This window comes from Pseudomonas sp. DR208 (assembly GCF_019823005.1).
In the GTDB taxonomy this organism is placed as follows: domain Bacteria; phylum Pseudomonadota; class Gammaproteobacteria; order Pseudomonadales; family Pseudomonadaceae; genus Aquipseudomonas; species Aquipseudomonas extremorientalis.
In genome coordinates this window covers 6125478-6146080 of record NZ_CP081944.1, presented here as the reverse complement: position 1 = coordinate 6146080, position 20603 = coordinate 6125478, and the positions used below count along the sequence as shown (strand labels likewise).

The following is a 20603-nucleotide window of genomic DNA, read 5'->3' as shown; positions in this document are numbered from 1 at the left end:
GCTTGCGGCTACAATGCGCGGCATTCGGTGCGCTTCGTCTTTTGGAGCGGGTCGCTGGACGTGGCTGCAGGCCTTGTGAATCAAGGTGTTCAGCGCGGACAGTAGCTCCGCGCACCTTCGCCAAGCCCGGAAGGAGAAACCCATGGGACAGCGTACGCCTCTGTATGACCTGCATCTCGCCCTCGGCGCGAAAATGGTCGATTTTGGCGGTTGGGATATGCCTCTGCACTACGGCTCGCAAGTTGAGGAGCACCATCAGGTGCGACGCGACTGCGGGGTGTTCGATGTATCTCATATGACCGTGATCGATGTCAGCGGCCCCCAGGCCAAGGAATGGCTGCAGCACCTGCTGGCCAATGATGTCGAACGCCTGCACGACTGCGGCCGTGCGTTGTACAGCGCCATGCTCAACGAGCAGGGCGGCGTGGTGGACGACATGATTGTCTACCGCACCGAGGCCGCCTATCGGCTGGTGGTCAACGCCGCCACCCGCGACCAGGATATGGCCTGGATGCACGCGCAACTGGGCGACTATCAGGTGCAACTGCATGAGCGCGCCGAGTTGGCGATGCTGGCCATCCAAGGCCCCCACGCCCGGCAGAAGATCGCTGAGCTGGTCACTCAATCGCGCAGCACCCTGATTCACCAGCTCAAGCCCTTCGAAGGCCGCGCCGATGGTGACTGGTTTATCGCACGTACCGGGTACACCGGCGAAGACGGCCTGGAAATTGTCCTGCCTGCCGATCAGGCACCGGGCTTTTTCAATGACCTGGTGGGCGCTGGTATTTCACCCATCGGCCTCGGCGCCCGCGATACCTTGCGCCTGGAAGCGGGCATGAACCTGTACGGCCAGGACATCCACCAGGAGGTTTCGCCCCTGGCGTCGAATATGGCCTGGAGCATCGCCTGGGAACCGGCCGAGCGTAATTTCATTGGCCGCACCGCACTGGAAGCGGAAAAAGCAGCTGGTGTGCAGTTCAAACTGGTCGGGCTGGTGCTGGAAGAACGCGGGGTTTTGCGTGCTCACCAGGTGGTTCGTATCGCCAATATTGGCGAAGGGGAGATCACCAGTGGTAGTTTCTCTCCTACGCTGAGCAAATCCATTGCGCTGGCGCGTGTACCGACGGCAACCGCTGATCGGGCCGAAGTGGAGATCCGCGGCAAGTGGTACCCGGTTCGAGTGGTCAAACCGACCTTCGTGCGCCATGGCAAAACCTTGATCTAACCTATTTCCGGCAGGCCGAAGGCCGCTGACATTACTTCTTGAGGACACAGACTATGAGCGATATCCCTGCCGACCTGCGTTTTGCCGAAAGCCACGAATGGGCACGCCTGGAAGCTGACGGCACCGTGACCGTCGGTATTTCCGACCATGCCCAGGAAGCGTTGGGTGATGTGGTGTTTGTTGAGTTGGCCGAAGTGGGCGCCCAGTTTGACGCGACTGGCCAGGCGGGTGTGGTTGAGTCGGTCAAGGCCGCCTCGGATATCTACGCCCCGGTTGCAGGCGAAGTGATTGCCGTCAACGAAGAACTGAGTGGTAGCCCGGAGCTGCTGAACTCTGATCCCTACGGCGCTTGGATCTTCAAGCTCAAGCCAAGCAACCCGGCTGATCTGGATAAATTGCTGGATGCTGCCGGCTACAAAGCCGCCATCGGCGAGTGATCCTGTTGCGGGAGCCGGTCAAACGGCTCCCGCAATGTGTTTTCAGGGCTGTAGAACCGCCTTCACGGCTGCCACCGACCGCTCCACATCCGCCTCTGTCATCGCCGTAAACATGGGCAACGACACGATCAAACGTCCCACTCTCTCCGCCACCGGGAACATGCCTTCCTTGAACCCCTGTGCCCGATAAAGGCTCAGCAGGTGGATCGGCGGGTAGTGATAGCCAATGCCGACGCCATGAGCCTGCATCTGCTCCATGAAGGTGGCGCGGGCTGGCAGACCGTCTTGACGTTCCGGCAGCACCAGTTGAAACAGGTGCCAGTTGCTGTTCTCGAAGTCTGCCGGCGGCAGTTGTGCGCCGTACTGCTCTTCAAAGTCACTGCCAAAGCATTTGAAGTAGTGCCGCGCCAGGTTCTGGCGGTGAGCAGTGATCTGCTCGATATGGGCAAATTGCCCCAGGCCAATGGCGGCGGCGATGTCGGTCATGTTGAACTTGCCGCCCAATACATCCACGTCGAGGCCGTCGAAGCCGGTGCGGGTAACGCCCTGCAGGCGGTATTTTTCCGCCAGCCGTGCCTCTTCGGCGTTGTTCAACACCAGGCAGCCGCCCTCGGAAGAGGTGATGTTCTTGTTGGCCTGGAAACTGAACGACACAAAATCCCCGGTGGCGCCAATACGCTCGCCATCCCAGCTGGAACCCAGCGCCTGCGCCGCATCTTCGATAATGCGCAGGTTGTACTTGTTCGCCAGTGCATACAGCATCGGCATATCCAGGGGCAGGCCGGCCAGGTAGACCGGGATGATCGCCTTGGTGCGCGGGGTAATCGCCGCTTCCACCTGGGACAGGTCGATATTGCGGGTCACCGGGTCAATATCGGCAAACACCGGCGTAGCGCCCACTTCCAGGATCACGTTGGCCGTGGCCACCCAAGAGATTGGCGTGGTGATGACTTCATCGCCCGGACCGATGCCGGCAATGCGCAAGGCAATCTCCATGGTGCAGGTGCCCGAGTTGAAGGTGCGCACCGGCCGACCGCCAAAGTACTCCGACAACTGCGCCTCGAATGCCTGGACCTTCGGCCCGCTGGTGATCCAGCCCGAGCGCAGTACATCGCCGACCGCTGCAATGGTGGCTTCATCAATGGTGGGTTTGGAAAACGGCAGGAAGGGCAGTTGGCTCATGACGACGAAGGCATCCGTTTCAGGTTGGCGATGAGTAAGCGAGGTATCAGTACCGGCATGGTTGCACGGGTTGACTGAATATAGCCTGTCGCCCGTGAATGAATTGTCATGCGCGGGGAAAAACGTGGACAAAAAAATGCCGCTTCAACAGCGGCATTTTTCAGAGCGATGGAATCACTCGGTGACAGCATTTTTCGCAAGGATGGCGTTGGCCAACTCCATGTCCGTGGCCTGCAGACCAGGGTTATCAGCGCGAACTTTCTGCATTGCTGCTTCCAGGTATGGACCACGGATGCCGCCGTCGCTGGCAACGAAGCTGCCTGCGTCGTCTTGTGCAGCGACCACCAACTTGTGGTCCTTGAAGGTCAGGTACGTCGAGCCGGTAGTGGCGCCGGACGAGATGACATTGCGCCAGAAACTGTCGGCCATGGCTGATCCGACAGGGAGGGAAAGCACAGCAAGGGTTGCGACAGCATATTTGAGACGCATGATGGGTGACTCCGGGTGGGTTATCTGTACTTTATGATTGTAGTTAGCCCAATCGAGTTCCATCACTGACTAAACAGTTTCAACCCTTAACACCACGCCTTCCTGGCCAACCACCCGTACTTGGGCGCCTACGGGGCTGTCCGGGCCGGTCACCATCCACACGCCATCACCGACTTTCACCTTGCCCCGGCCATCCACAATCGCCTGGTGCACCACGAAGGTGCGGCCGATCAGCTCGGAGCCGCGTTCGTTGAGCCCCGGCTGGTCGCTGGCCTTGGCGCTGCTGCGCTGACGTTTCCACCAGTACACCGCCGTCATTATCGACAACACGGCAAACAGCAGGAGTTGCCATTCCAGCCTCAGGGGTGGCACCAGGAACTTGATCACGCCCACGGCCGCCGCGGCGATACCCATCCACAACAGGTAACCGCCAGCGCCGAATACCTCAAGAATCAGCAGTACCGTGCCCAGTGCCAGCCAATCCCAGAACGACAGATGCTGCAGGAAATCCCACATGGCGCTGGCCTCAGCCTTTCTTGTTGTCGAACGTTGCCTTGACGATCTCGCCGATACCGCCAACTGCGCCGATCACCTGGCTGGCTTCCAGCGGCATCAGGATGACCTTGCTGTTGTTGGCCGAAGCCAGCTTGCCCAGGGCGTCGATGTATTTCTGTGCGACGAAGTAATTGACCGCCTGCACATTGCCCGACGCGATTGCTTCCGATACCACCTGTGTGGCGCGGGCTTCGGCTTCGGCCTGACGCTCACGGGCTTCGGATTCAAGGAACGCCGCCTGGCGGCTACCTTCGGCCTCGAGAATCTGTGCCTGCTTCTTGCCTTCGGCCGTCAGGATCGCCGAGGCGCGCAGGCCCTCGGCTTCGAGGATCTGCGCACGCTTGATCCGTTCGGCTTTCATCTGGCCCGACATCGCGGCCATCAGGTCGGCGGGCGGGCTGATGTCCTTGATCTCGATACGGGTGATCTTGATCCCCCACGGCGCGGTGGCTTCGTCCACGGTCTTCAACAGTTTTTCGTTGATGCCGTCACGCTGGCTGAGCATGGCATCCAGTTCCATGGAGCCGAGCACGGTACGGATGTTGGTCTGCAGCAGGTTGCGGATGGCGTGTTCGAGGTTGTTCACCTCGTAGGCGGCCTGGGCGGTGTTGACCACCTGGAAAAAGCACACGGCGTCGATCTGCACGGTGGCGTTGTCGGCGGTGATGACTTCCTGGGGCGGGATATCCAGTACGCTTTCCATCACGTTGATCTTGCGACCGATGCGGTCCATGACCGGGATGATGATGTTCAAGCCAGGCTTGAGGGTATTGGTGTAACGGCCGAAACGCTCGACCGTCCATTGGTAGCCCTGGGGGACCACCTTGAAGCCCATGAACAGGATGGCGATGGCCAGCCCCACGAAAAGAAGCAGTACGGTTCCGATCTGCATAGCGATTCCCTATCTGATGGTGTCAGTGAAACGACGTTGGGCCGATTGTAACGGTGTTGTCACCGATAAGAACGGTTTCACTGCTTAACAAACAAAGGATTTGTTACCGAATCCCCGGGAGTCACCCGCAAGACTTCCGCCATCGTGGTGAGCCCCGCCGCGACCTTCTGCATGGCGGCCATACGCAAGCTGCGCATGCCGTGAGTCACTGCTGCCTGGCGCAGGGCCTGCACATCGGCCCCAGGCGTGATCAAAGTCCTGAGCGCTTCGTTCAAAACCATGATTTCGTAAACGCCGGCCCGCCCCTGATAACCGCTGTGTCGACATTCAACGCAACCGACCGCTTCATGGGCGTCACCCAACGCACGCTTGCAGTGGGGGCACAGAACCCGCACCAAACGCTGCGCCATTACGCCGAGCAAGGTGGCTTTGATCAAATAATGCGCAATGCCCAGCTCCTGCAGGCGGCTGATGGCGCTGGGCGCATCGTTGGTATGCAGGGTCGACAGCACCAGGTGCCCGGTCAATGCAGCCTGGATCGCCATTTCGGCGGTCTCCTGGTCGCGGATCTCGCCGATCATGATGATGTCCGGGTCCTGGCGGAGCAGGGCGCGGATGCCGCTGGCGAAGGTCAGGTCGATATTGTGCTGCACCTGCATCTGGTTGAACGCCGGCTCGACCATTTCGATCGGGTCTTCCACCGTGCACAGGTTGACTTCCCGCGTGGCCAATTGCTTGAGCGTCGTGTAGAGGGTGCTGGTCTTGCCTGAACCGGTAGGGCCGGTGACCAGGATGATGCCGTTGGTCTGGCTCGTCATGGCTTGCCAGCGTTGCTGGTCCTCAACCGATAAACCAAGCTGGTCAAAGCCCTTGAGCAGCACCTGTGGGTCGAAGATCCGCATCACCAGCTTTTCGCCAAACGCCGTGGGCAAGGTGGACAGGCGCAACTCCACTTCCGCTCCGGTCGGGCTCTTGGTCTTGACCCTGCCGTCCTGGGGCCTGCGCTTTTCTGCCACGTTCATGCGGCCCAGGCTTTTGAGGCGGCTGACGACTGCCATCGTGACCTGGGGCGGGAACTGATAGACGTCGTGCAGCAACCCGTCGATGCGAAAGCGCACACGGCCCTGTTCACGGCACGGTTCAATGTGGATATCGCTGGCCCGCTGGCCGAAAGCGTACTGCAACAGCCAGTCGACGATGTTGACGATATGCGCGTCGTTGGCATCCGGCTCCTGGTCGCTGGCGCCGAGGTTGAGCAGTTCGTTGTTGCCCGGTGCCGCAACTTTTTGATCGGCGCCGCTGACGGACTTCGCCAGCCGGTAGAACTCGCCGATACAGCGCGTTATGTCATGGGGGTTGGCAACCACACGCTTGATCGAGCGCTTGAGCACCTGCGCCAGCCCGGCTTCCCAACTGGTGACGTGGGGCTGGGCGCTGGCGACGGTGACCGTCTGCGCGTCCACCGCCACTGCAAGGATGGCGTGGCGTTGGGCGAACGCATGGGACATCAGCGGCACGACCGTCGCCACATCGATCTTCAACGGATCGATGCGCAGGTACGGTTGCCCGGCATGCTGGGCCAGCCATTCGGTCAGGGTTTCCAGACTGGGGCCAAGGGCTGCGATGCTTTCCAGGGGATGCAAGGTGTTGCTGGCCGGCAGCGCCGACAACTGCTGTGCAACTTCCGGGGTGATCACTCGCCCTTCGAGCAAAGCCGGCAGCAGCTGACGCAGTTCCAATCGTTGATCAACCGGCATGGAGATTTTCCTGAGGGCAGTGGGCGTAAATCCCAGGCTAGCCAGCCCCTGAATATCTTCCTCCCGGCGTGTATTGCAGGGTCTTACTGAGCAACCGCCATCACTGCCTGAGGCGCCACGGAATCAGCCGACCACACGTCCAGTGTGCACACGCTGATCAGGTTTCGAATCTTTTCACCGATCACCTGGGCGCGGTGCCAGCTCAGGCCGTCCATCACGATGCCGATGTTTAACAGGTCTTCTTCGCGGTTGACCGTAACCTGCTGTGGCGTGAGGAATTGCAGAGCGAAATAGTTGAGTACCCGGCACACCACGTCGGGCTCCGCCTCGGCGACGATCTGGTAATGGGCCTGGCAATGGGCGCTGTTGACGGCCCACGCATCGACGCGGGTGGCGGGGTGGTTGGTTTCGACGGCATGCATGGGAAAGCTCCGGATTCGACTGGAGAAATTTTTACATTCGCCACGGGAGATTTCTTATCTAAGATGGGCCTTATTTGTCGAAAATCGAATCAATCAATTCAGAATAAGTGCGATGGAGGGTATTTATATGCACAGCGAGTTGGACGCCTACGACCGCCGTATCCTGGCCCTGTTGCAAGAAGACGCTTCTCTCTCCAGCGCGCAGATCGCCGAACAGGTCGGCCTGTCCCAGTCGCCTTGCTGGCGACGTATCCAACGGCTCAAGGAAGAGGGTGTGATTCGTGGCCAGGTGACCTTGCTGGATCGCAAGAAGATCGGCCTCAACACGCAGATATTCGCCGAGGTGAAACTCAACGCCCACGGCCGCTCCAACTTCACCGAGTTCACCGATGCGATTCGCGGGTTCCCGGAAGTGCTGGAGTGTTATGTGCTGATGGGGGCGGTGGACTTTCTGCTGCGTATCGTCACCTCGGACATCGAGGCGTATGAGCGGTTTTTCTTCGAGAAACTGTCGATGGTGCCTGGGATTCAGGAGGTTAATTCGATTGTGGCTTTATCCGAGATCAAATCCACCACCAGCCTGCCAGTATTGCGCTGACAGGCTGGTGATAGCGGCCTTACAGACGCAGCAGAGTCTTCCACGCCCGGTTCTGATACACCGCAATCGCCTGATGCATCCGCGCATCCAGCGACTCATCGGTAATCGGCTGGTTGGCCAGTTGCACCAACTTGTTCAGCTCGCCGTACAGACGGTCCAGTTCCGGAATGTCGACCACCTGGCGCGCATGGTGCAGCCAGGCCTGGATGCGTTCGATACGCGGCAGTTGCTCGGCCAGGTCTTCCGGCTGTTGCTGGTAGCGCGGCAGTTGCAGGGCGACAGCGTCGTCGGCCAGCAGGCGCGGCAGCCAGTTGGTGATTTGCGCGGCGCCCTGGCGGTTGCCACGCACGTTGCGGTCGGCGGTCCAGGTGCGGGCGAGCAGCCAGCGTGAAGCGTTCAGTGAGAACAGGCCCCAGCGCACGTCGTCCAGTTCTTCGGCGAACTGTTCCGGCGCGGCTTTGCGGATGTCCTCGTCGTCATCACCGGCCTGTACCAGTGGACGCCAGTCTTCCAGCAGGGCATCGAGTGCGCTGCGCAGTTCGCTGGTGGACTGACGCGGTGCCGCCTGGCCAAGGCTGCCGACCAGGGCACGCAGTTCACCGAGGTTGTCGACCCAGTCTTGCAGCAGGCGCCAGTGGCCATTGAAACGGTATTGCTCGGCCAGGCGTTGGCTGCTGCCCAGCAGGTGCCACATGATCGCAGCGAAGGCATCGTCCAGCGGCATTTCAGCGTGGATCTGCGGCGCCGGCAGGCTCAGGGAGTAGCTACTGGCGTCGTACAAACGGTAGCCGCGCTCGGCCTTGCTGATATCGCACGGCATCAACGCCAGGGTCGCGGCCAGCTCGGCGGCCAACTCCAGCAGGGCGGCCGGTTCGCCTTCGCGCAGTTCCAGTTCCAGCTCGCAGATTTCTTCTTTCTGCTTGCCGACCACCACGTGGCCCAGATCCAGGGCGGCTTCGATCACCACCTTGGCCTTGCCGCGACCCCAGGCGATTTCGGCGCGCTCACGCACGAAGTCGGTGGTGAAGATCGGCTTGAGGGTCTTTTTGTCCAGCTCGGCCAGTTGCTCGGGCCAGCATTCGCCGTCGAGTTTCTTTACGTCGAGCTTGGCTTTAGGCAGTTCCCAGTTGTATTCGTTACGTTCCGACAAGCCGGCGACGCTCTGGCCGCGGGTCTTGAGGGTCTGGATGATGTCGTCACCGTCCTTGCGCAGGCGCAGGGCGACTTTGGCCTGGGCCAGGTCGCGCTCGGGGGTGTCGAAGTACTGGTTCATCAACTCACGGCGTTCCCAGCCACTTTTGTTGCGTTTTTTCAGGAGCGGGTGCTCACGCAGCGCGGCGAGGGTCTCGCGGCTGACGCGGAGCTTGATTTCAGTTTCTTTTTGCATGGCCGGAACATCCAGGATCGGGAGCGCAGCCGGGGAAGTGAGTGGCTGCCAAGGTCGTGCAGTGTACAGGACTGAGCCCGGCAACGCGCCGCAACGGTTTATTGTGTCGTGCAGATGGCTCTATAGTGAGGCTCATCCGGGAAGTCGAGAGGCCGAGCATGCCGTTACCGTCCATGAAAGAGCAGTTTGCCGCGTTGATTGCCGCGCCATCCGTGAGCTGCACCCAGGCCTCTCTCGACCAGACCAACCGCCCGGTGATCGACTTGCTCGCCGCTTGGCTGGGGGATCTGGGTTTCGCCATCGACATCCAGCCAGTCAGCCCCGGCAAGTTCAACCTGTTGGCCAGTTACGGCAGTGGGCCCGGAGGCCTGGTGCTGGCGGGTCATAGCGATACCGTCCCTTATGACGCAGCGCTGTGGAAGACCGACCCGCTCAAGCTGACGGAAGTTGACGGCCGTTGGGTAGGATTGGGCAGCTGCGACATGAAGGGCTTTTTCGCGCTGGCCATCGAAGCGGTGTTGCCGCTGCTGGATCAGCCGTTCAAACAGCCTCTGCTGATTCTCGCCACCTGTGATGAAGAAAGCTCCATGTCCGGCGCTCGCGCACTGGCCGAAGCGGGCCGCCCTCTGGGTCGCGCAGCGGTGATCGGCGAGCCGACCGGCCTCAAGCCGATCCGCCTGCACAAAGGCGTGATGATGGAACGCATCGATATTCTTGGCCAAAGCGGCCACTCGTCGGACCCCAGCCTGGGCCACAGCGCGCTTGAAGCCATGCACGACGCCATCGGCGAACTGCGCGGCCTGCGCCTGGCCTGGCAGCGCGAGTACCGCAACCCTCAGTTCAGCGTGCCGCAACCGACCATGAACTTCGGTTGCATCCACGGCGGCGACAACCCCAACCGCATCTGCGGCCAGTGTTCCCTGGAGTTCGACCTGCGCCCACTGCCGGGCATGGACCCCCAGGTGCTGCGCGATGCGATCCGCCAGAAGCTCCAGCCGGTGGCCGAGCGCCATCAGGTCAAGATTGACTATGCGCCCCTGTTCCCCGAAGTACCGCCGTTCGAGCAACCGGAAGATGCCGAACTGGTACGGGTGGCGGAACGATTGACCGGCCATCGTGCCGAAGCAGTAGCGTTCGGCACCGAAGCGCCTTATCTTCAGCGCCTTGGTTGTGAAACCCTGGTGCTCGGCCCCGGCGACATCGCCTGCGCACACCAGCCGGGCGAATACCTCGAAATGTCACGCTTGACGCCTACAGTGCGTCTATTGCGGGAACTGATCGAACATTACTGCCTGAAACCTGCATAAATTAACCCCTGCCTGTTCGTACATAGAAGGAGAGTGAGCGTGTCGCCAAGCCTGTTCCGACGATAACCATCAGCCCGCCGTGCGCTTTCAGGATTCATCCTTTTTCGGCTGCTTTTTATTACAGGCCCAGGTTCTATGCCCGACTACGTTAACTGGCTTCGCCATGCGTCCCCCTACATCAATGCCCACCGCGACTGTACCTTTGTGGTCATGCTGCCTGGCGATGGTGTGGAACATCCCAACTTCGGCAATATCGTCCACGACCTGGTGCTGCTGCACAGCCTGGGTGTGCGATTGGTACTGGTCCACGGTTCGCGCCCACAGATCGAAGCGCGCCTTGAAGCGCGGGGCCTGACCCCGGCTTACCACGAAGGCTTGCGCATCACCGATGCCGCAACCCTGGAGTGCGTGATCGACGCGGTCGGCCATCTGCGTATCGCCATCGAAGCGCGCCTGTCGATGGACATGGCCTCGTCACCGATGCAGGGCTCGCGCCTGCGCGTTGCCAGCGGCAACCTGGTGACGGCACGTCCGATCGGTGTACTCGAAGGCGTGGACTACCATCACACTGGCGAAGTGCGCCGCGTCGACCGCAAGGGTATCAATCGCTTGCTGGATGAGCGCTCCATCGTGTTGCTGTCGCCGCTGGGGTATTCGCCAACCGGTGAGATCTTCAACCTGGCCTGCGAAGACGTCGCGACCCGCGCCGCCATCGACCTGGGCGCCGACAAGCTGCTGCTGTTTGGCGCCGATATGGGCTTGATCGATGAAAACGGCCGCCTGGTACGCGAGCTGCGCCCGCAACAGGTGCCGGCTCACCTGCAGCGCCTGGGCAAAACCAACTACCAGGCCGAATTGCTCGATGCCGCCGCCGAAGCGTGCCGGGGTGGAGTAGGGCGCAGCCATATTGTCAGCTACGCCGAAGACGGCGCCTTGCTCACCGAGCTGTTTACCCGGGACGGCGGCGGTACGCTGGTGGCCCAAGAGCAATTCGAGCAGGTGCGCGAAGCGGCGATTGAGGATGTCGGCGGTTTGCTCGACCTGATCAGCCCGCTGGAAGAGCAGGGCATCCTGGTACGCCGTTCGCGGGAAGTGCTGGAACGTGAGATCGAGCAGTTCAGCGTGGTAGAACGCGAAGGCATGATCATCGCCTGTGCAGCGCTGTATCAGATCGCCGATTCGGACGCGGGAGAGCTGGCTTGCCTGGCAGTGAACCCGGAATATCGCCATGGCGCTCGTGGCGATGTGTTGCTGGAGCGCATCCAGGCCCGTGCCCGGGCGCAGGGGTTGAAGACCTTGTTTGTCCTCACCACCCGCACCGCGCACTGGTTCCGTGAGCGGGGGTTTGTGCCGAGCAGTGTCGACCGCCTGCCGTCGGCGCGGGCGTCGCTGTACAACTATCAGCGTAATTCGAAGATCTTCGAGAAGGCCCTGTAATCCACACCCTGTAGGAGCCGGTTAACCGGCTCCTACAGGGTGCAGGGTTTGACGAATTTGTCGGTCACGAAGGCCGAGTCATCCGGCAGCACTACCTCAACCTTCCCCTGTTACTCCAAGAGCTTCGCCGTCTCCCCGATCGCCTTCGCCGTGCCGCCTTTTGGCAGCGCATCGGTTTGTTGTGCCTGGGCATCCGGGAATGTCGTGCCGGCTAGCAGCTCATGAATGTCTGCGGCGTCGGCGCCTGTCATTTTCGCGATTTTCTGCACCGGTTTCGAATCTACTAATGAGAGGTTGAGACAAACGGCGTGGCGATGGTTTTACCGATCAAATCCTTGGGTGCGTCAATGTGGCTGCCCTTACGCACCACCGATGCTTCAGAAGTATTGATCTGGGCCGATACGATGAACGCGACGATGGATAGATTCCGTGATGCCGCTGCGGCAGCGGCGCTGGAACCGAGGTTGCCGATTTGCACGTCGCCCGAGGCCATGGCGGTTACGACTTCCGGCCCACTGTTGAATGGTGCCAGGCAATTTTCTAGCCGATGGGCAAATCGGCCGCTTTGACACCAAAAGAAACTATTAGTGACACAAAAACTGTAACAAATTGACGGGAGGATATGCGTTTGGCCATGATGGCGTCGCCTTTTTGATCGTGGGTGACGTATGCAACCTTACGGCCACACTAATCGATCTAAAAAAGTGCTAAAAAATACCCTTTAGGAATTAGCTTATGAAGCGGTTCGTCTACGCTGACGGGTTCGCGTCATGCAAAGGCTTATTCCTGAATCGTATGAAAAAGAATGAAATAATTCTTTTTGGGTGTATGAAAAACTCATTACCCTGCAGGGACCAAATCAACTGCGATTAGACGAAGGTAGTAGACACACAAGGTTACGATTGACTTGGTGGTCACTATCTGGCGCTAATCGCGCATCTGTGGATCGAGGGCGTCAGACCCGAGACCAAAGAAATACAAAAATTAGAAATGAGAGGAGCGGTACATGAAGAAGTCCACCTTGGCACTGGCTGTAGCCCTGGGCGCAATCGCTCAGCAAGCAGGCGCTGCCGGTTTCATCGATGACAGCAAAGTAACACTGGGTCTGCGTAACTTTTACATCAACACTGACAACCGTGACTCGGCTGCTGGCACAGCCGCCAACAAGCGTGCCGGTGTTCAGAGCAAGAACGAAGAATGGGGCCAAGGCTTCGATCTGCGCTTCATCTCCGGTTACACCCAAGGCACCGTGGGTTTCGGTCTTGATGCTATCGGCCTGCTGGGTGTTCGCCTGGACTCCGGCGGTGGCACGAATGGCGCAACTGCCTCGTCTTATGGCGGCACTGTGTTCCCGAGCAAATCCAATGGCGAAGCCGTTGATAACTACTCGAGCCTGGGCCTGACTGCCAAGGCCAAGATCTCTCAGACCGAACTGAAGCTGGGTACGCTGATGCCCAAGCTGCCCGTCATCGTGTCGAACGACGGTCGTCTGCTGCCGCAAACCTTCCAGGGTGGCCAGATCACCACAAACGATCTCAACAAGGACCTGACGCTGGTTGCGGGTCAGATCGAAAAAGCCAAGGGTCGTAACTCCAGCAACGTCGACAACCTGTCGATCGCGGGTGCCAACTCCCGTGGCGTCAACTGGCGTGACAGCAACAAGTTCTACTACGCCGGTGGCGACTACAAGATCACCAAGGATCTGACTGCCCAGTACTACTACGGCAACCTGGAAGACTTCTACAAACAGCACTTCCTGGGTCTGACCCACAACTGGGCTATCGGCCCGGGCGTACTGAAGTCTGACCTGCGTTATTTCAACAGCTCCGATGACGGTAAAAACGGTCACGAATCCGCCTACTTCTCCTCGGGTAACTACAGCGGTGTGAACTCCGGTCGCGGCAAGGTTGATAACAACCTGTACAGCGGTCTGTTCCTCTACACCGTTGCAGGTCACACCTTCGGTGGTGGTTACCAAGTGAGCAACGGCAGCAGCGACTTCCCTTGGCTGAACCAAGGCGACGGTTCGTCGGCTTACCTGACCACTGACATGCAGATCGCCAAGTTCGCCCGTGCCGGCGAACGTACCTGGCAAGCTCGCTACTCCTACGACTTCGCCAAGGTTGGCGTGCCTGGCCTGACCGCCGGTGTTGTTTACCTCAAAGGTACCGACATCGATACCGTCAACAGCACTCGCGCAGAATTCACCGGCCAGTCCGAGTGGGAGCGTGATATCACTGTTGCCTACGTAGTGCCAGAAGGCCTTTTCAAAAACGTCGGTGTCGCCTGGAAAAACGCTATGTGGCGCAACGATGTTGCGGCCGCGCGTGATCAAGACGAAAACCGTGTAATCGTCAGCTACACCTACGCGTTCAAGTAACTGCGTAAAACCCTGCCCGGTGCAACACCGGGCAGGGTGTCTTGCTTTCAAGTCGGGCCAAACCCCCGCAGGCCCTTCCTGACCCCTCTTTGTACAGCGTCTCAAGGCCTTCTCTAACCTTGAAAACGATGTTGCTCCTCGTCTGCCCCCGCGTCCAATGAACAGATTTTTAATATTCCTTTATCGTCTAGATAAATTGATATTTATTCTTTTTAAATAATCCACAATCCATGCACAGTGGGCTCCATAAGCACTCACCAGGAGCCACACCATGAGCCTAAGACTGGGCGATATCGCCCCCGACTTCGAACAGGATTCCAGCGCCGGCACGATTCGTTTCCACGAATGGCTGGGCGATAGCTGGGGTGTGCTGTTTTCCCACCCGGCGGATTTCACCCCGGTGTGCACCACCGAGCTGGGTTTCACCGCCAAGCTCAAGGACGAATTCGCCAAGCGCGGCGTCAAGGCCATCGCCCTGTCGGTCGACCCGGTGGATTCGCACCACAAGTGGATCGAAGACATCAACGAAACCCAGAACACTGTTGTCAACTTCCCGATCCTGGCCGACGCCGATCGCAAAGTGTCCGACCTCTACGACCTGATCCACCCCAACGCCAGTGACACACTCACCGTGCGTTCCTTGTTCGTGATCGACCCGAACAAGAAGATCCGCCTGACCATTACCTACCCGGCCAGCACCGGGCGCAACTTCCACGAGATCCTGCGGGTCATCGACTCGTTGCAGCTCACCGACAGCCACAAGGTCGCCACGCCCGCCAACTGGCAGGACGGTGATGAGGTGGTGATCGTGCCTTCGCTCAAGGATGAGGAAGAGATCAAGAGACGCTTTCCGAAGGGCTATCGCGCGGTGAAGCCGTACCTGCGCCTGACACCACAACCGAATCGCTGATCACATAGCAGGGGTTTTGAGGCCGTTTCGACGGCCTTTTTTTTCGGCTGCGATTTCATACCTGGTATATGCATTTTAAGAATAAACAAATGAAAAAATAAGATTTATAGATATATGAATCTGCTGATAAGGTCTGTTCCATCTTGGCGCCATCGCCACACAGCGAACCGCCGACACCTGCTCAAGGAATTCCTGCATGTTGGTCGTAACACTTGGAGGCAGCCCCAGCCAGCGCTCCCGCTCCGGGGTATTGCTGGATAAAACCCGTCAGTGGTTGCAAGACAAAGGCGTAGAAGTGGTGAGTTACCAGATACGGGACTTCCCGGCTGAGGACCTGCTGCATGCGCGCTTCGACAGCCCCAAGGTCATCGACCTGTTGCAACAAGTGGCTAACGCTGACGGCCTGGTGATCGCTACGCCGGTGTACAAGGCCTCGTTCTCCGGCGCGCTGAAGACCGTGCTGGACCTGCTGCCCGAACGCGCCCTGGCCCACAAGATCGTGTTGCCGATGGCCACCGGCGGCAGCATCGCCCACATGCTGGCGGTGGACTATGCCTTGAAGCCGGTGCTGTCGGCGCTGAAGGCCCAGGAATTGCTCCACGGCATCTTTGCCGAAGACAGCCAGATCGCGTATGGCGAAGGCAGTGCCCAGGCGCAGTTGGTGCCAGTACTCGAACAGCGTTTGCACGAAGCCCTGGAAACACTGTACGGCGCCATGGCCCGTCGCCCGAAACCGCTGGACCCCCACGTGTTGAACGAACGTTTGTTGAGTGCTCGCTGGAGCATCTGAGCCTCACTGATATACCGAAACACTCACCTTACTCAGCCGCCAACGGCCAAGCAGGTGCAGCCAAAACCCCTAATCGCATTTTTGGAGAGAGCGCCATGCGCACTGTCATCTTGCGTCGTGGTCTGGTCGCACTGTTTGCTGCGGCTGTGTCCTTCGGCGCCATTGTTCAAGCTCAAGCGGCCGAGACCCTGCGGATCGGCTATCAGAAATACGGCACGTTGGTGCTGCTCAAGGCCAAGGGCACCCTGGAAAAACGCCTGGCGGCCCAGGGCGTTAATGTCCAGTGGACCGAGTTCCCTGGCGGCCCCCAGCTGCTTGAAGGCCTGAATGTCGGCTCCATCGACTTTGGCGTGACCGGCGAAACCCCGCCGGTGTTCGCCCAGGCTGCCGGTGCCGACCTGCTCTACGTGGCCTACGAACCACCGGCGCCGACCAGCGAAGCGATCCTGGTGCCGAAAGACTCACCGATCAAATCCGTGGCCGAGCTCAAGGGCAAGAAAATCGTGCTCAACAAAGGCTCCAACGTGCACTACCTGCTGGTGCGGGCCCTGGAAGATGCCGGCCTGAAATACACCGATGTGCAAACCGTATTCCTGCCGCCCGCCGATGCCCGTGCCGCTTTCGAGCGTGGCAGTGTGGACGCCTGGGTGATCTGGGACCCGTACCAGGCCGCCGCCGAGAAACAACTGCAGGCCCGCACCCTGCGTGACGGCACCGGCATCGCCGACAACCATCAGTTCTACCTGGCGACCAAACCGTATGCCGAACAACATCCGCAAGTGATCAAGGCGCTGGTGGAAGAAGTGCGCGCCGTGGGCGAATGGTCCAAGGCCAACCCCCAGGAAGTCACCGAACAAGTCGCACCGCTGCTCGGTCTGCCGGCTGACATCACCCTGACCTCGGTAAAACGCCAGGGCTACGGCGCGCTGTTCCTGACCCCGGAAGTGGTCGCCGCCCAGCAGAAAATCGCCGACAGCTTCTACCAACTCAAATTGATCCCCAAACCCTTGAGCATCAAGGACGTGATCTGGACGCCACCCGCCGCCGTTGCCAACGCGCCGTAATCCGACTTCTTCAGGAGACAACTCCATGAGCCTCAATATTTTCTGGTTCCTGCCTACCCACGGCGACGGCCATTACCTTGGCACCGCCGAAGGCGCTCGCGCCGTTGACCACGGTTATCTGCAGCAAGTTGCCCAGGCCGCCGATCGCCTGGGCTTCGGTGGGGTGCTGATCCCGACCGGGCGCTCCTGCGAAGACTCGTGGCTGGTGGCCGCTTCGCTGATCCCGGTGACCCAGCGCTTGAAATTCCTTGTCGCGCTGCGCCCCGGGATCATTTCCCCGACGGTGGCTGCGCGTCAGGCCGCGACCCTGGATCGTCTGTCCGGTGGCCGTGCATTGTTCAATCTGGTGACCGGCGGCGATCCGGAAGAATTGGCCGGCGACGGCTTGTTCCTCAGCCATGAAGAGCGCTACCAGGCCTCGGTGGAATTCACCCGCATCTGGCGCCGTGTGCTGGAAGGCGAGACCGTGGATTACGACGGCGAACACATCAGCGTCAAAGGCGCCAAGCTGCTTTACCCGCCGATCCAGCAACCGCGTCCGCCACTGTACTTCGGCGGCTCCTCCGAAGCGGCCCAGGACCTGGCAGCCGAGCAGGTGGAAATGGTGTTGACCTGGGGTGAGCCACCGGCCGCCGTCGCGGAAAAAATCGAACAGGTACGCGCCAAGGCCGCCAAGCTCGGGCGTACCGTGCGCTTTGGTATCCGCCTGCATGTGATCGTGCGTGAAACCAACGAAGAAGCATGGAAGGCCGCCGACAAACTGATCTCCCACCTGGATGACGACACCATCGCCCGTGCCCAGGCCTCTTTGGCACGCTTTGATTCTGTCGGCCAGCAACGCATGGCGGCGTTGCATGGCGGCAACCGCGACAACCTCGAAGTCAGTCCCAACCTGTGGGCCGGCGTCGGCCTGGTGCGTGGCGGTGCGGGGACGGCGCTGGTGGGCGATGGCCCGACCGTGGCGGCACGCGTCAAGGAGTACGCCGCGCTGGGTATCGACACGTTTATTTTCTCCGGTTATCCACACCTGGAAGAGTCGTATCGCGTTGCCGAATTGCTGTTCCCTCACTTGGATATCGAGCGACCCGAGCTGCCGAAAAGCGCCGGCTACGTCAGCCCGTTCGGCGAGATGGTCGCCAACGATATCCTTCCCAAAGCTGCGTCACAGAGCTGAGGCCGCCCCATGAGCTATGAAAAACTAAGCCACCGCGTGGCGCCCTGGGTACTGCCGGTGCTATTGCTCGCGGTGTGGCAGTTGTCGGTATCGGCGGGGTGGTTGTCGACCCGTATCCTGCCGGCGCCCAGTGCCGTGATTGCTGCCGGCGTGCATCTGGTCGCCAGCGGTGAGATCTGGACGCACCTGGCGATCAGTGGCTGGCGTGCCGGCCTGGGGTTTGTGATCGGCGGCAGCATCGGCCTGGTCCTGGGCTTTATCACTGGCTTGTCGAAGTGGGGCGAACGCCTGCTGGACAGTTCGGTGCAGATGATCCGCAACGTGCCGCACCTGGCGCTGATTCCGCTGGTGATCCTGTGGTTCGGCATTGATGAGACGGCGAAGATTTTCCTGGTTGCCCTCGGCACGCTGTTCCCGATCTACCTGAATACCTACCACGGCATCCGCAATGTCGACCCGGCGTTGGTGGAGATGTCGCGCAGCTACGGCTTGTCCGGGTTCAGCCTGTTCCGCCAGGTGATCCTGCCGGGTGCGCTGCCGTCGATCCTGGTCGGCGTGCGCTTTGCCCTGGGCTTCATGTGGCTGACGCTGATCGTGGCGGAAACCATCTCGGCCAGCTCCGGCATCGGCTACCTGGCGATGAACGCCCGTGAATTCCTGCAAACCGACGTGGTGGTGTTGGCCATCGTGATGTACGCCATCCTCGGCAAACTCGCCGATCTGGCTGCTCGTGGCCTGGAGCGTGTGTGGCTGCGCTGGCACCCGGCCTATCAAGTGAATAAAGGAGGTGCGGCATGACAGCTCAACAACCTCCGCGCCTGCTCAAGGGCATCCCCCTGGCGGTACGCAAGTTGCGCAAGGCCTTTGGCGCACGGGAAGTGCTCAAGGAGATCGACCTGCACATACCTGCCGGCCAATTCGTGGCGGTGGTCGGTCGCAGTGGCTGCGGCAAAAGTACCTTGCTGCGCCTGCTGGCCGGGCTGGACAAAGCCAGCGGCGGCGAGCTGCTGGCCGGTTCCGCACCGCTGAGCGAAGCGCTTGAAGACACGCGGTTGATGTTCCAGGAAGCGCGCCTGTTGCCATGGAAAAAGATCATCGACAACGTCGGCCTTGGCCTTAAAGGCGATTGGCGCCCCAAAGCGTTGGAAGCCCTGGAGGCGGTCGGCCTGGCTGAACGTGCCAACGAGTGGCCGGCGGCGCTGTCCGGTGGGCAGAAGCAACGCGTGGCCCTGGCCCGTGCGCTGATCCACCAACCGCGCCTGCTGTTGCTGGATGAGCCGCTGGGGGCGCTGGATGCCCTGACCCGCATCGAGATGCAGCAACTGATCGAAAACCTGTGGCAGAAGCATGGCTTCACCGTGTTGCTGGTAACCCACGATGTCAGCGAAGCCGTGGCAATTGCCGACCGCGTCATCCTGATCGAAGACGGCGAAATCGGCCTCGACCTGATCGTCGACCTGCCACGCCCGCGTGCACGGGGCTCACATCGCCTGGCCGCGTTGGAAGCTGAAGTGCTCAACCGTGTGCTGTCGTTGCCCGGCTCGCCACCGGAACCCGAACCTGTTTCACCGCTGCCTACGCAATTGCGTTGGGCTCAATAACTCACTCGTCCCCTGAAGGAAGAACACCATGACTATTAAAGCCATCAACGTGCGTAACCAGTTCAAAGGCACCATCAAGGAAATCGTCGAAGGCGACGTGCTGTCGGAAATCGACGTGCAGACCGCGTCCGGCATTGTCACTTCCGTGATCACCACCCGCTCGGTCAAAGAGCTGGAGCTGGTGATTGGCAGCGAAGTAATTGCCTTCGTGAAATCCACCGAGGTGTCGATCGCCAAGTTGTGATCGCGCTTGAGACCGCCATCGGGGGCAAGCCCCCTCCCACATTTTGAATGTATTCACAAATCAAAGTGTGGGAGGGGGCTTGCCCCCGATGAGGCCGGCCCAGCCCCCACAAAATTAACGCTTGGGCAGGTAGGGCGGCAGGTACAGCCCTACATACGCATCAAACACCCGCATCCCTTCCTCCGCCATGCGCGGTGTGATCAGCCCATGCTGATGCACCGAGCGCGCATACACTCGGTCGCTCAGCTCCAACGCCAGGGCAAATACATCCACATCCTTCGGTAGCGTCGGCACTTCGAAGTGGCGGTTGAACACCGCGAGCATCAAATCTCCCAGCTCCAGATCATGCTGACGATCCGCCTGGGTCACTTCGGTCAGCCCATGCTGGGCCAGGATCAACTGGCGGGCGGCGGCGTCGTGCTCGTAGATGCTGAGCATGCGCTGTTCGACGATGCAGGACAGGTCGCGCCAATGCTTGAGTGAGTCGTGGTCGATGGGCGCCTGAATCGCCGCCCGGAAAGCGGCATGCACATCGGCGGTCAGAGCTTCCAACAGCGCCGGCACACTGGCGAAGAAGTGATACACCGACGACGGCGGAATCTGCGCCCGCTCGGCCACGCCGTAGATCGACAAACCCGCCACGCCTTCGGCAGCCAGCAAGGTGCGGGCGGCGTCGAGGATCGCGTCGATCCGGGCCTGACTGCGGGCGCGGGGTTTGCGAAGGGCGGCGGGGCGGGTGGTCATGGAAGTCT

At 60.3% G+C, this 20603-nt stretch carries 21 protein-coding genes and 1 pseudogene; 13 read left to right on the top strand and 9 right to left on the bottom strand.

Annotation, left to right across the window (positions count from 1 at the left end):
• Positions 1-142: 142 nt before the first annotated feature.
• On the top strand, positions 143-1225 hold the full coding sequence (gcvT, locus tag K5K89_RS27905) for a glycine cleavage system aminomethyltransferase GcvT (RefSeq protein WP_071490446.1): 1083 nt from the start codon (positions 143-145) through the stop codon (positions 1223-1225).
• Between the two features lie 53 nt (positions 1226-1278).
• Positions 1279-1662, top strand: a complete 384-nt coding sequence (gcvH, locus tag K5K89_RS27900) for a glycine cleavage system protein GcvH (RefSeq protein WP_071490445.1) — start codon at positions 1279-1281, stop codon at positions 1660-1662.
• Positions 1663-1704: 42 nt separating this feature from the next.
• Here gcvH and K5K89_RS27895 read toward each other — a convergent pair whose 3' ends face one another.
• From K5K89_RS27895 to K5K89_RS27870, 6 genes are all read right to left on the bottom strand, one after another.
• Positions 1705-2844 (bottom strand): DegT/DnrJ/EryC1/StrS family aminotransferase, encoded by a 1140-nt coding sequence (locus K5K89_RS27895; RefSeq protein ID WP_093120513.1) that lies wholly within the window; start codon positions 2842-2844, stop codon positions 1705-1707.
• A gap of 174 nt (positions 2845-3018) precedes the next feature.
• Entirely contained in the window at positions 3019-3333 is a 315-nt protein-coding gene (locus tag K5K89_RS27890; protein ID WP_003176799.1) for a DUF2388 domain-containing protein, read from the bottom strand.
• 69 nt (positions 3334-3402) lie between these two features.
• Complete coding sequence (locus tag K5K89_RS27885) at positions 3403-3849, bottom strand: NfeD family protein (RefSeq protein WP_222540614.1); 447 nt, start codon at positions 3847-3849, stop codon at positions 3403-3405.
• 10 nt (positions 3850-3859) lie between these two features.
• A complete protein-coding gene (locus K5K89_RS27880; protein ID WP_010207363.1) occupies positions 3860-4780 on the bottom strand; it encodes an SPFH domain-containing protein in 921 nt (306 codons plus the stop codon).
• A 77-nt stretch (positions 4781-4857) separates the two neighbouring features.
• Positions 4858-6537, bottom strand: coding sequence for a GspE/PulE family protein (locus K5K89_RS27875; protein WP_071490442.1), 1680 nt, complete (start codon positions 6535-6537; stop codon positions 4858-4860).
• Positions 6538-6620: 83 nt separating this feature from the next.
• Positions 6621-6959: a hypothetical protein gene (locus tag K5K89_RS27870; RefSeq protein ID WP_222540613.1), complete on the bottom strand. Its 339-nt coding sequence runs from the start codon at positions 6957-6959 to the stop codon at positions 6621-6623.
• A gap of 127 nt (positions 6960-7086) precedes the next feature.
• Here K5K89_RS27870 and K5K89_RS27865 point away from each other — a divergent pair, with 127 nt between their 5' ends.
• Positions 7087-7557: an Lrp/AsnC family transcriptional regulator gene (locus K5K89_RS27865; protein WP_010207358.1), complete on the top strand. Its 471-nt coding sequence runs from the start codon at positions 7087-7089 to the stop codon at positions 7555-7557.
• A 19-nt stretch (positions 7558-7576) separates the two neighbouring features.
• Here K5K89_RS27865 and K5K89_RS27860 read toward each other — a convergent pair whose 3' ends face one another.
• Positions 7577-8944 carry an inorganic triphosphatase gene (locus K5K89_RS27860; RefSeq protein WP_222540612.1) on the bottom strand — a complete coding sequence of 456 codons (1368 nt, stop codon included), beginning with the start codon at positions 8942-8944 and terminating at the stop codon, positions 7577-7579.
• 158 nt (positions 8945-9102) lie between these two features.
• On the opposite strand from K5K89_RS27860, the gene argE reads away from it, so the two are divergent.
• Together argE and argA are read left to right on the top strand one after the other, a co-directional pair.
• Positions 9103-10251 carry an acetylornithine deacetylase gene (gene argE, locus K5K89_RS27855; protein ID WP_071490438.1) on the top strand — a complete coding sequence of 383 codons (1149 nt, stop codon included), beginning with the start codon at positions 9103-9105 and terminating at the stop codon, positions 10249-10251.
• Between the two features lie 135 nt (positions 10252-10386).
• Positions 10387-11688 carry an amino-acid N-acetyltransferase gene (gene argA, locus K5K89_RS27850; RefSeq protein WP_071490437.1) on the top strand — a complete coding sequence of 434 codons (1302 nt, stop codon included), beginning with the start codon at positions 10387-10389 and terminating at the stop codon, positions 11686-11688.
• Positions 11689-11720: 32 nt separating this feature from the next.
• Here argA and K5K89_RS27845 read toward each other — a convergent pair.
• Positions 11721-12324 (bottom strand): annotated as a pseudogene (locus K5K89_RS27845) (ABC transporter substrate-binding protein).
• Between the two features lie 370 nt (positions 12325-12694).
• On the opposite strand from K5K89_RS27845, the gene K5K89_RS27840 reads away from it, so the two are divergent.
• The 8 genes from K5K89_RS27840 (at position 12695) to K5K89_RS27805 (ending at position 19851) form a co-directional block, all read left to right on the top strand.
• Positions 12695-14068, top strand: coding sequence for an OprD family porin (locus K5K89_RS27840; protein WP_222540611.1), 1374 nt, complete (start codon positions 12695-12697; stop codon positions 14066-14068).
• 271 nt (positions 14069-14339) lie between these two features.
• Positions 14340-14978 (top strand): peroxiredoxin, encoded by a 639-nt coding sequence (locus K5K89_RS27835; protein ID WP_071490435.1) that lies wholly within the window; start codon positions 14340-14342, stop codon positions 14976-14978.
• A gap of 196 nt (positions 14979-15174) precedes the next feature.
• Positions 15175-15768: an NADPH-dependent FMN reductase gene (gene ssuE, locus K5K89_RS27830; protein ID WP_058426479.1), complete on the top strand. Its 594-nt coding sequence runs from the start codon at positions 15175-15177 to the stop codon at positions 15766-15768.
• Between the two features lie 95 nt (positions 15769-15863).
• Positions 15864-16832, top strand: a complete 969-nt coding sequence (locus tag K5K89_RS27825; protein ID WP_071490434.1) for a sulfonate ABC transporter substrate-binding protein — start codon at positions 15864-15866, stop codon at positions 16830-16832.
• A 25-nt stretch (positions 16833-16857) separates the two neighbouring features.
• A complete protein-coding gene (gene ssuD / locus K5K89_RS27820) occupies positions 16858-18006 on the top strand; it encodes an FMNH2-dependent alkanesulfonate monooxygenase (RefSeq protein ID WP_071490433.1) in 1149 nt (382 codons plus the stop codon).
• A 9-nt stretch (positions 18007-18015) separates the two neighbouring features.
• The gene (gene ssuC, locus K5K89_RS27815; RefSeq protein WP_071490432.1) at positions 18016-18804 is read left to right on the top strand and encodes an aliphatic sulfonate ABC transporter permease SsuC; all 789 of its coding nucleotides are present in this window, start codon (positions 18016-18018) and stop codon (positions 18802-18804) included.
• Positions 18801-19607, top strand: a complete 807-nt coding sequence (gene ssuB, locus K5K89_RS27810) for an aliphatic sulfonates ABC transporter ATP-binding protein (protein WP_092241799.1) — start codon at positions 18801-18803, stop codon at positions 19605-19607. Before ssuC ends, ssuB begins: the two co-directional genes overlap by 4 nt.
• Positions 19608-19635: 28 nt before the next feature.
• Positions 19636-19851, top strand: a complete 216-nt coding sequence (locus tag K5K89_RS27805; RefSeq protein WP_003213899.1) for a molybdopterin-binding protein — start codon at positions 19636-19638, stop codon at positions 19849-19851.
• Between the two features lie 114 nt (positions 19852-19965).
• Here K5K89_RS27805 and K5K89_RS27800 read toward each other — a convergent pair whose 3' ends face one another.
• Entirely contained in the window at positions 19966-20595 is a 630-nt protein-coding gene (locus tag K5K89_RS27800; protein WP_092241804.1) for a TetR/AcrR family transcriptional regulator, read from the bottom strand.
• Positions 20596-20603 lie beyond the last annotated feature (8 nt).

Bases quoted from the DNA above. Each gene is read 5' to 3' on its own strand.
- K5K89_RS27870 (WP_222540613.1), bottom strand. From the start codon at position 6,959: ATGCATGCCGTCGAAACCAACCACCCCGCCACCCGCGTCGATGCGTGG.
- K5K89_RS27875 (WP_071490442.1), bottom strand. From the start codon at position 6,537: ATGCCGGTTGATCAACGATTGGAACTGCGTCAGCTGCTGCCGGCTTTG.
- argE (WP_071490438.1), top strand. From the start codon at position 9,103: ATGCCGTTACCGTCCATGAAAGAGCAGTTTGCCGCGTTGATTGCCGCG.
- K5K89_RS27880 (WP_010207363.1), bottom strand. From the start codon at position 4,780: ATGCAGATCGGAACCGTACTGCTTCTTTTCGTGGGGCTGGCCATCGCC.
- ssuE (WP_058426479.1), top strand. From the start codon at position 15,175: ATGTTGGTCGTAACACTTGGAGGCAGCCCCAGCCAGCGCTCCCGCTCC.
- ssuD (WP_071490433.1), top strand. From the start codon at position 16,858: ATGAGCCTCAATATTTTCTGGTTCCTGCCTACCCACGGCGACGGCCAT.
- gcvH (WP_071490445.1), top strand. From the start codon at position 1,279: ATGAGCGATATCCCTGCCGACCTGCGTTTTGCCGAAAGCCACGAATGG.
- K5K89_RS27800 (WP_092241804.1), bottom strand. From the start codon at position 20,595: ATGACCACCCGCCCCGCCGCCCTTCGCAAACCCCGCGCCCGCAGTCAG.
- K5K89_RS27825 (WP_071490434.1), top strand. From the start codon at position 15,864: ATGCGCACTGTCATCTTGCGTCGTGGTCTGGTCGCACTGTTTGCTGCG.
- K5K89_RS27885 (WP_222540614.1), bottom strand. From the start codon at position 3,849: ATGTGGGATTTCCTGCAGCATCTGTCGTTCTGGGATTGGCTGGCACTG.
- K5K89_RS27835 (WP_071490435.1), top strand. From the start codon at position 14,340: ATGAGCCTAAGACTGGGCGATATCGCCCCCGACTTCGAACAGGATTCC.
- argA (WP_071490437.1), top strand. From the start codon at position 10,387: ATGCCCGACTACGTTAACTGGCTTCGCCATGCGTCCCCCTACATCAAT.
- ssuB (WP_092241799.1), top strand. From the start codon at position 18,801: ATGACAGCTCAACAACCTCCGCGCCTGCTCAAGGGCATCCCCCTGGCG.
- gcvT (WP_071490446.1), top strand. From the start codon at position 143: ATGGGACAGCGTACGCCTCTGTATGACCTGCATCTCGCCCTCGGCGCG.
- K5K89_RS27860 (WP_222540612.1), bottom strand. From the start codon at position 8,944: ATGCAAAAAGAAACTGAAATCAAGCTCCGCGTCAGCCGCGAGACCCTC.
- ssuC (WP_071490432.1), top strand. From the start codon at position 18,016: ATGAGCTATGAAAAACTAAGCCACCGCGTGGCGCCCTGGGTACTGCCG.
- K5K89_RS27895 (WP_093120513.1), bottom strand. From the start codon at position 2,844: ATGAGCCAACTGCCCTTCCTGCCGTTTTCCAAACCCACCATTGATGAA.
- K5K89_RS27890 (WP_003176799.1), bottom strand. From the start codon at position 3,333: ATGCGTCTCAAATATGCTGTCGCAACCCTTGCTGTGCTTTCCCTCCCT.
- K5K89_RS27840 (WP_222540611.1), top strand. From the start codon at position 12,695: ATGAAGAAGTCCACCTTGGCACTGGCTGTAGCCCTGGGCGCAATCGCT.
- K5K89_RS27805 (WP_003213899.1), top strand. From the start codon at position 19,636: ATGACTATTAAAGCCATCAACGTGCGTAACCAGTTCAAAGGCACCATC.
- K5K89_RS27865 (WP_010207358.1), top strand. From the start codon at position 7,087: ATGCACAGCGAGTTGGACGCCTACGACCGCCGTATCCTGGCCCTGTTG.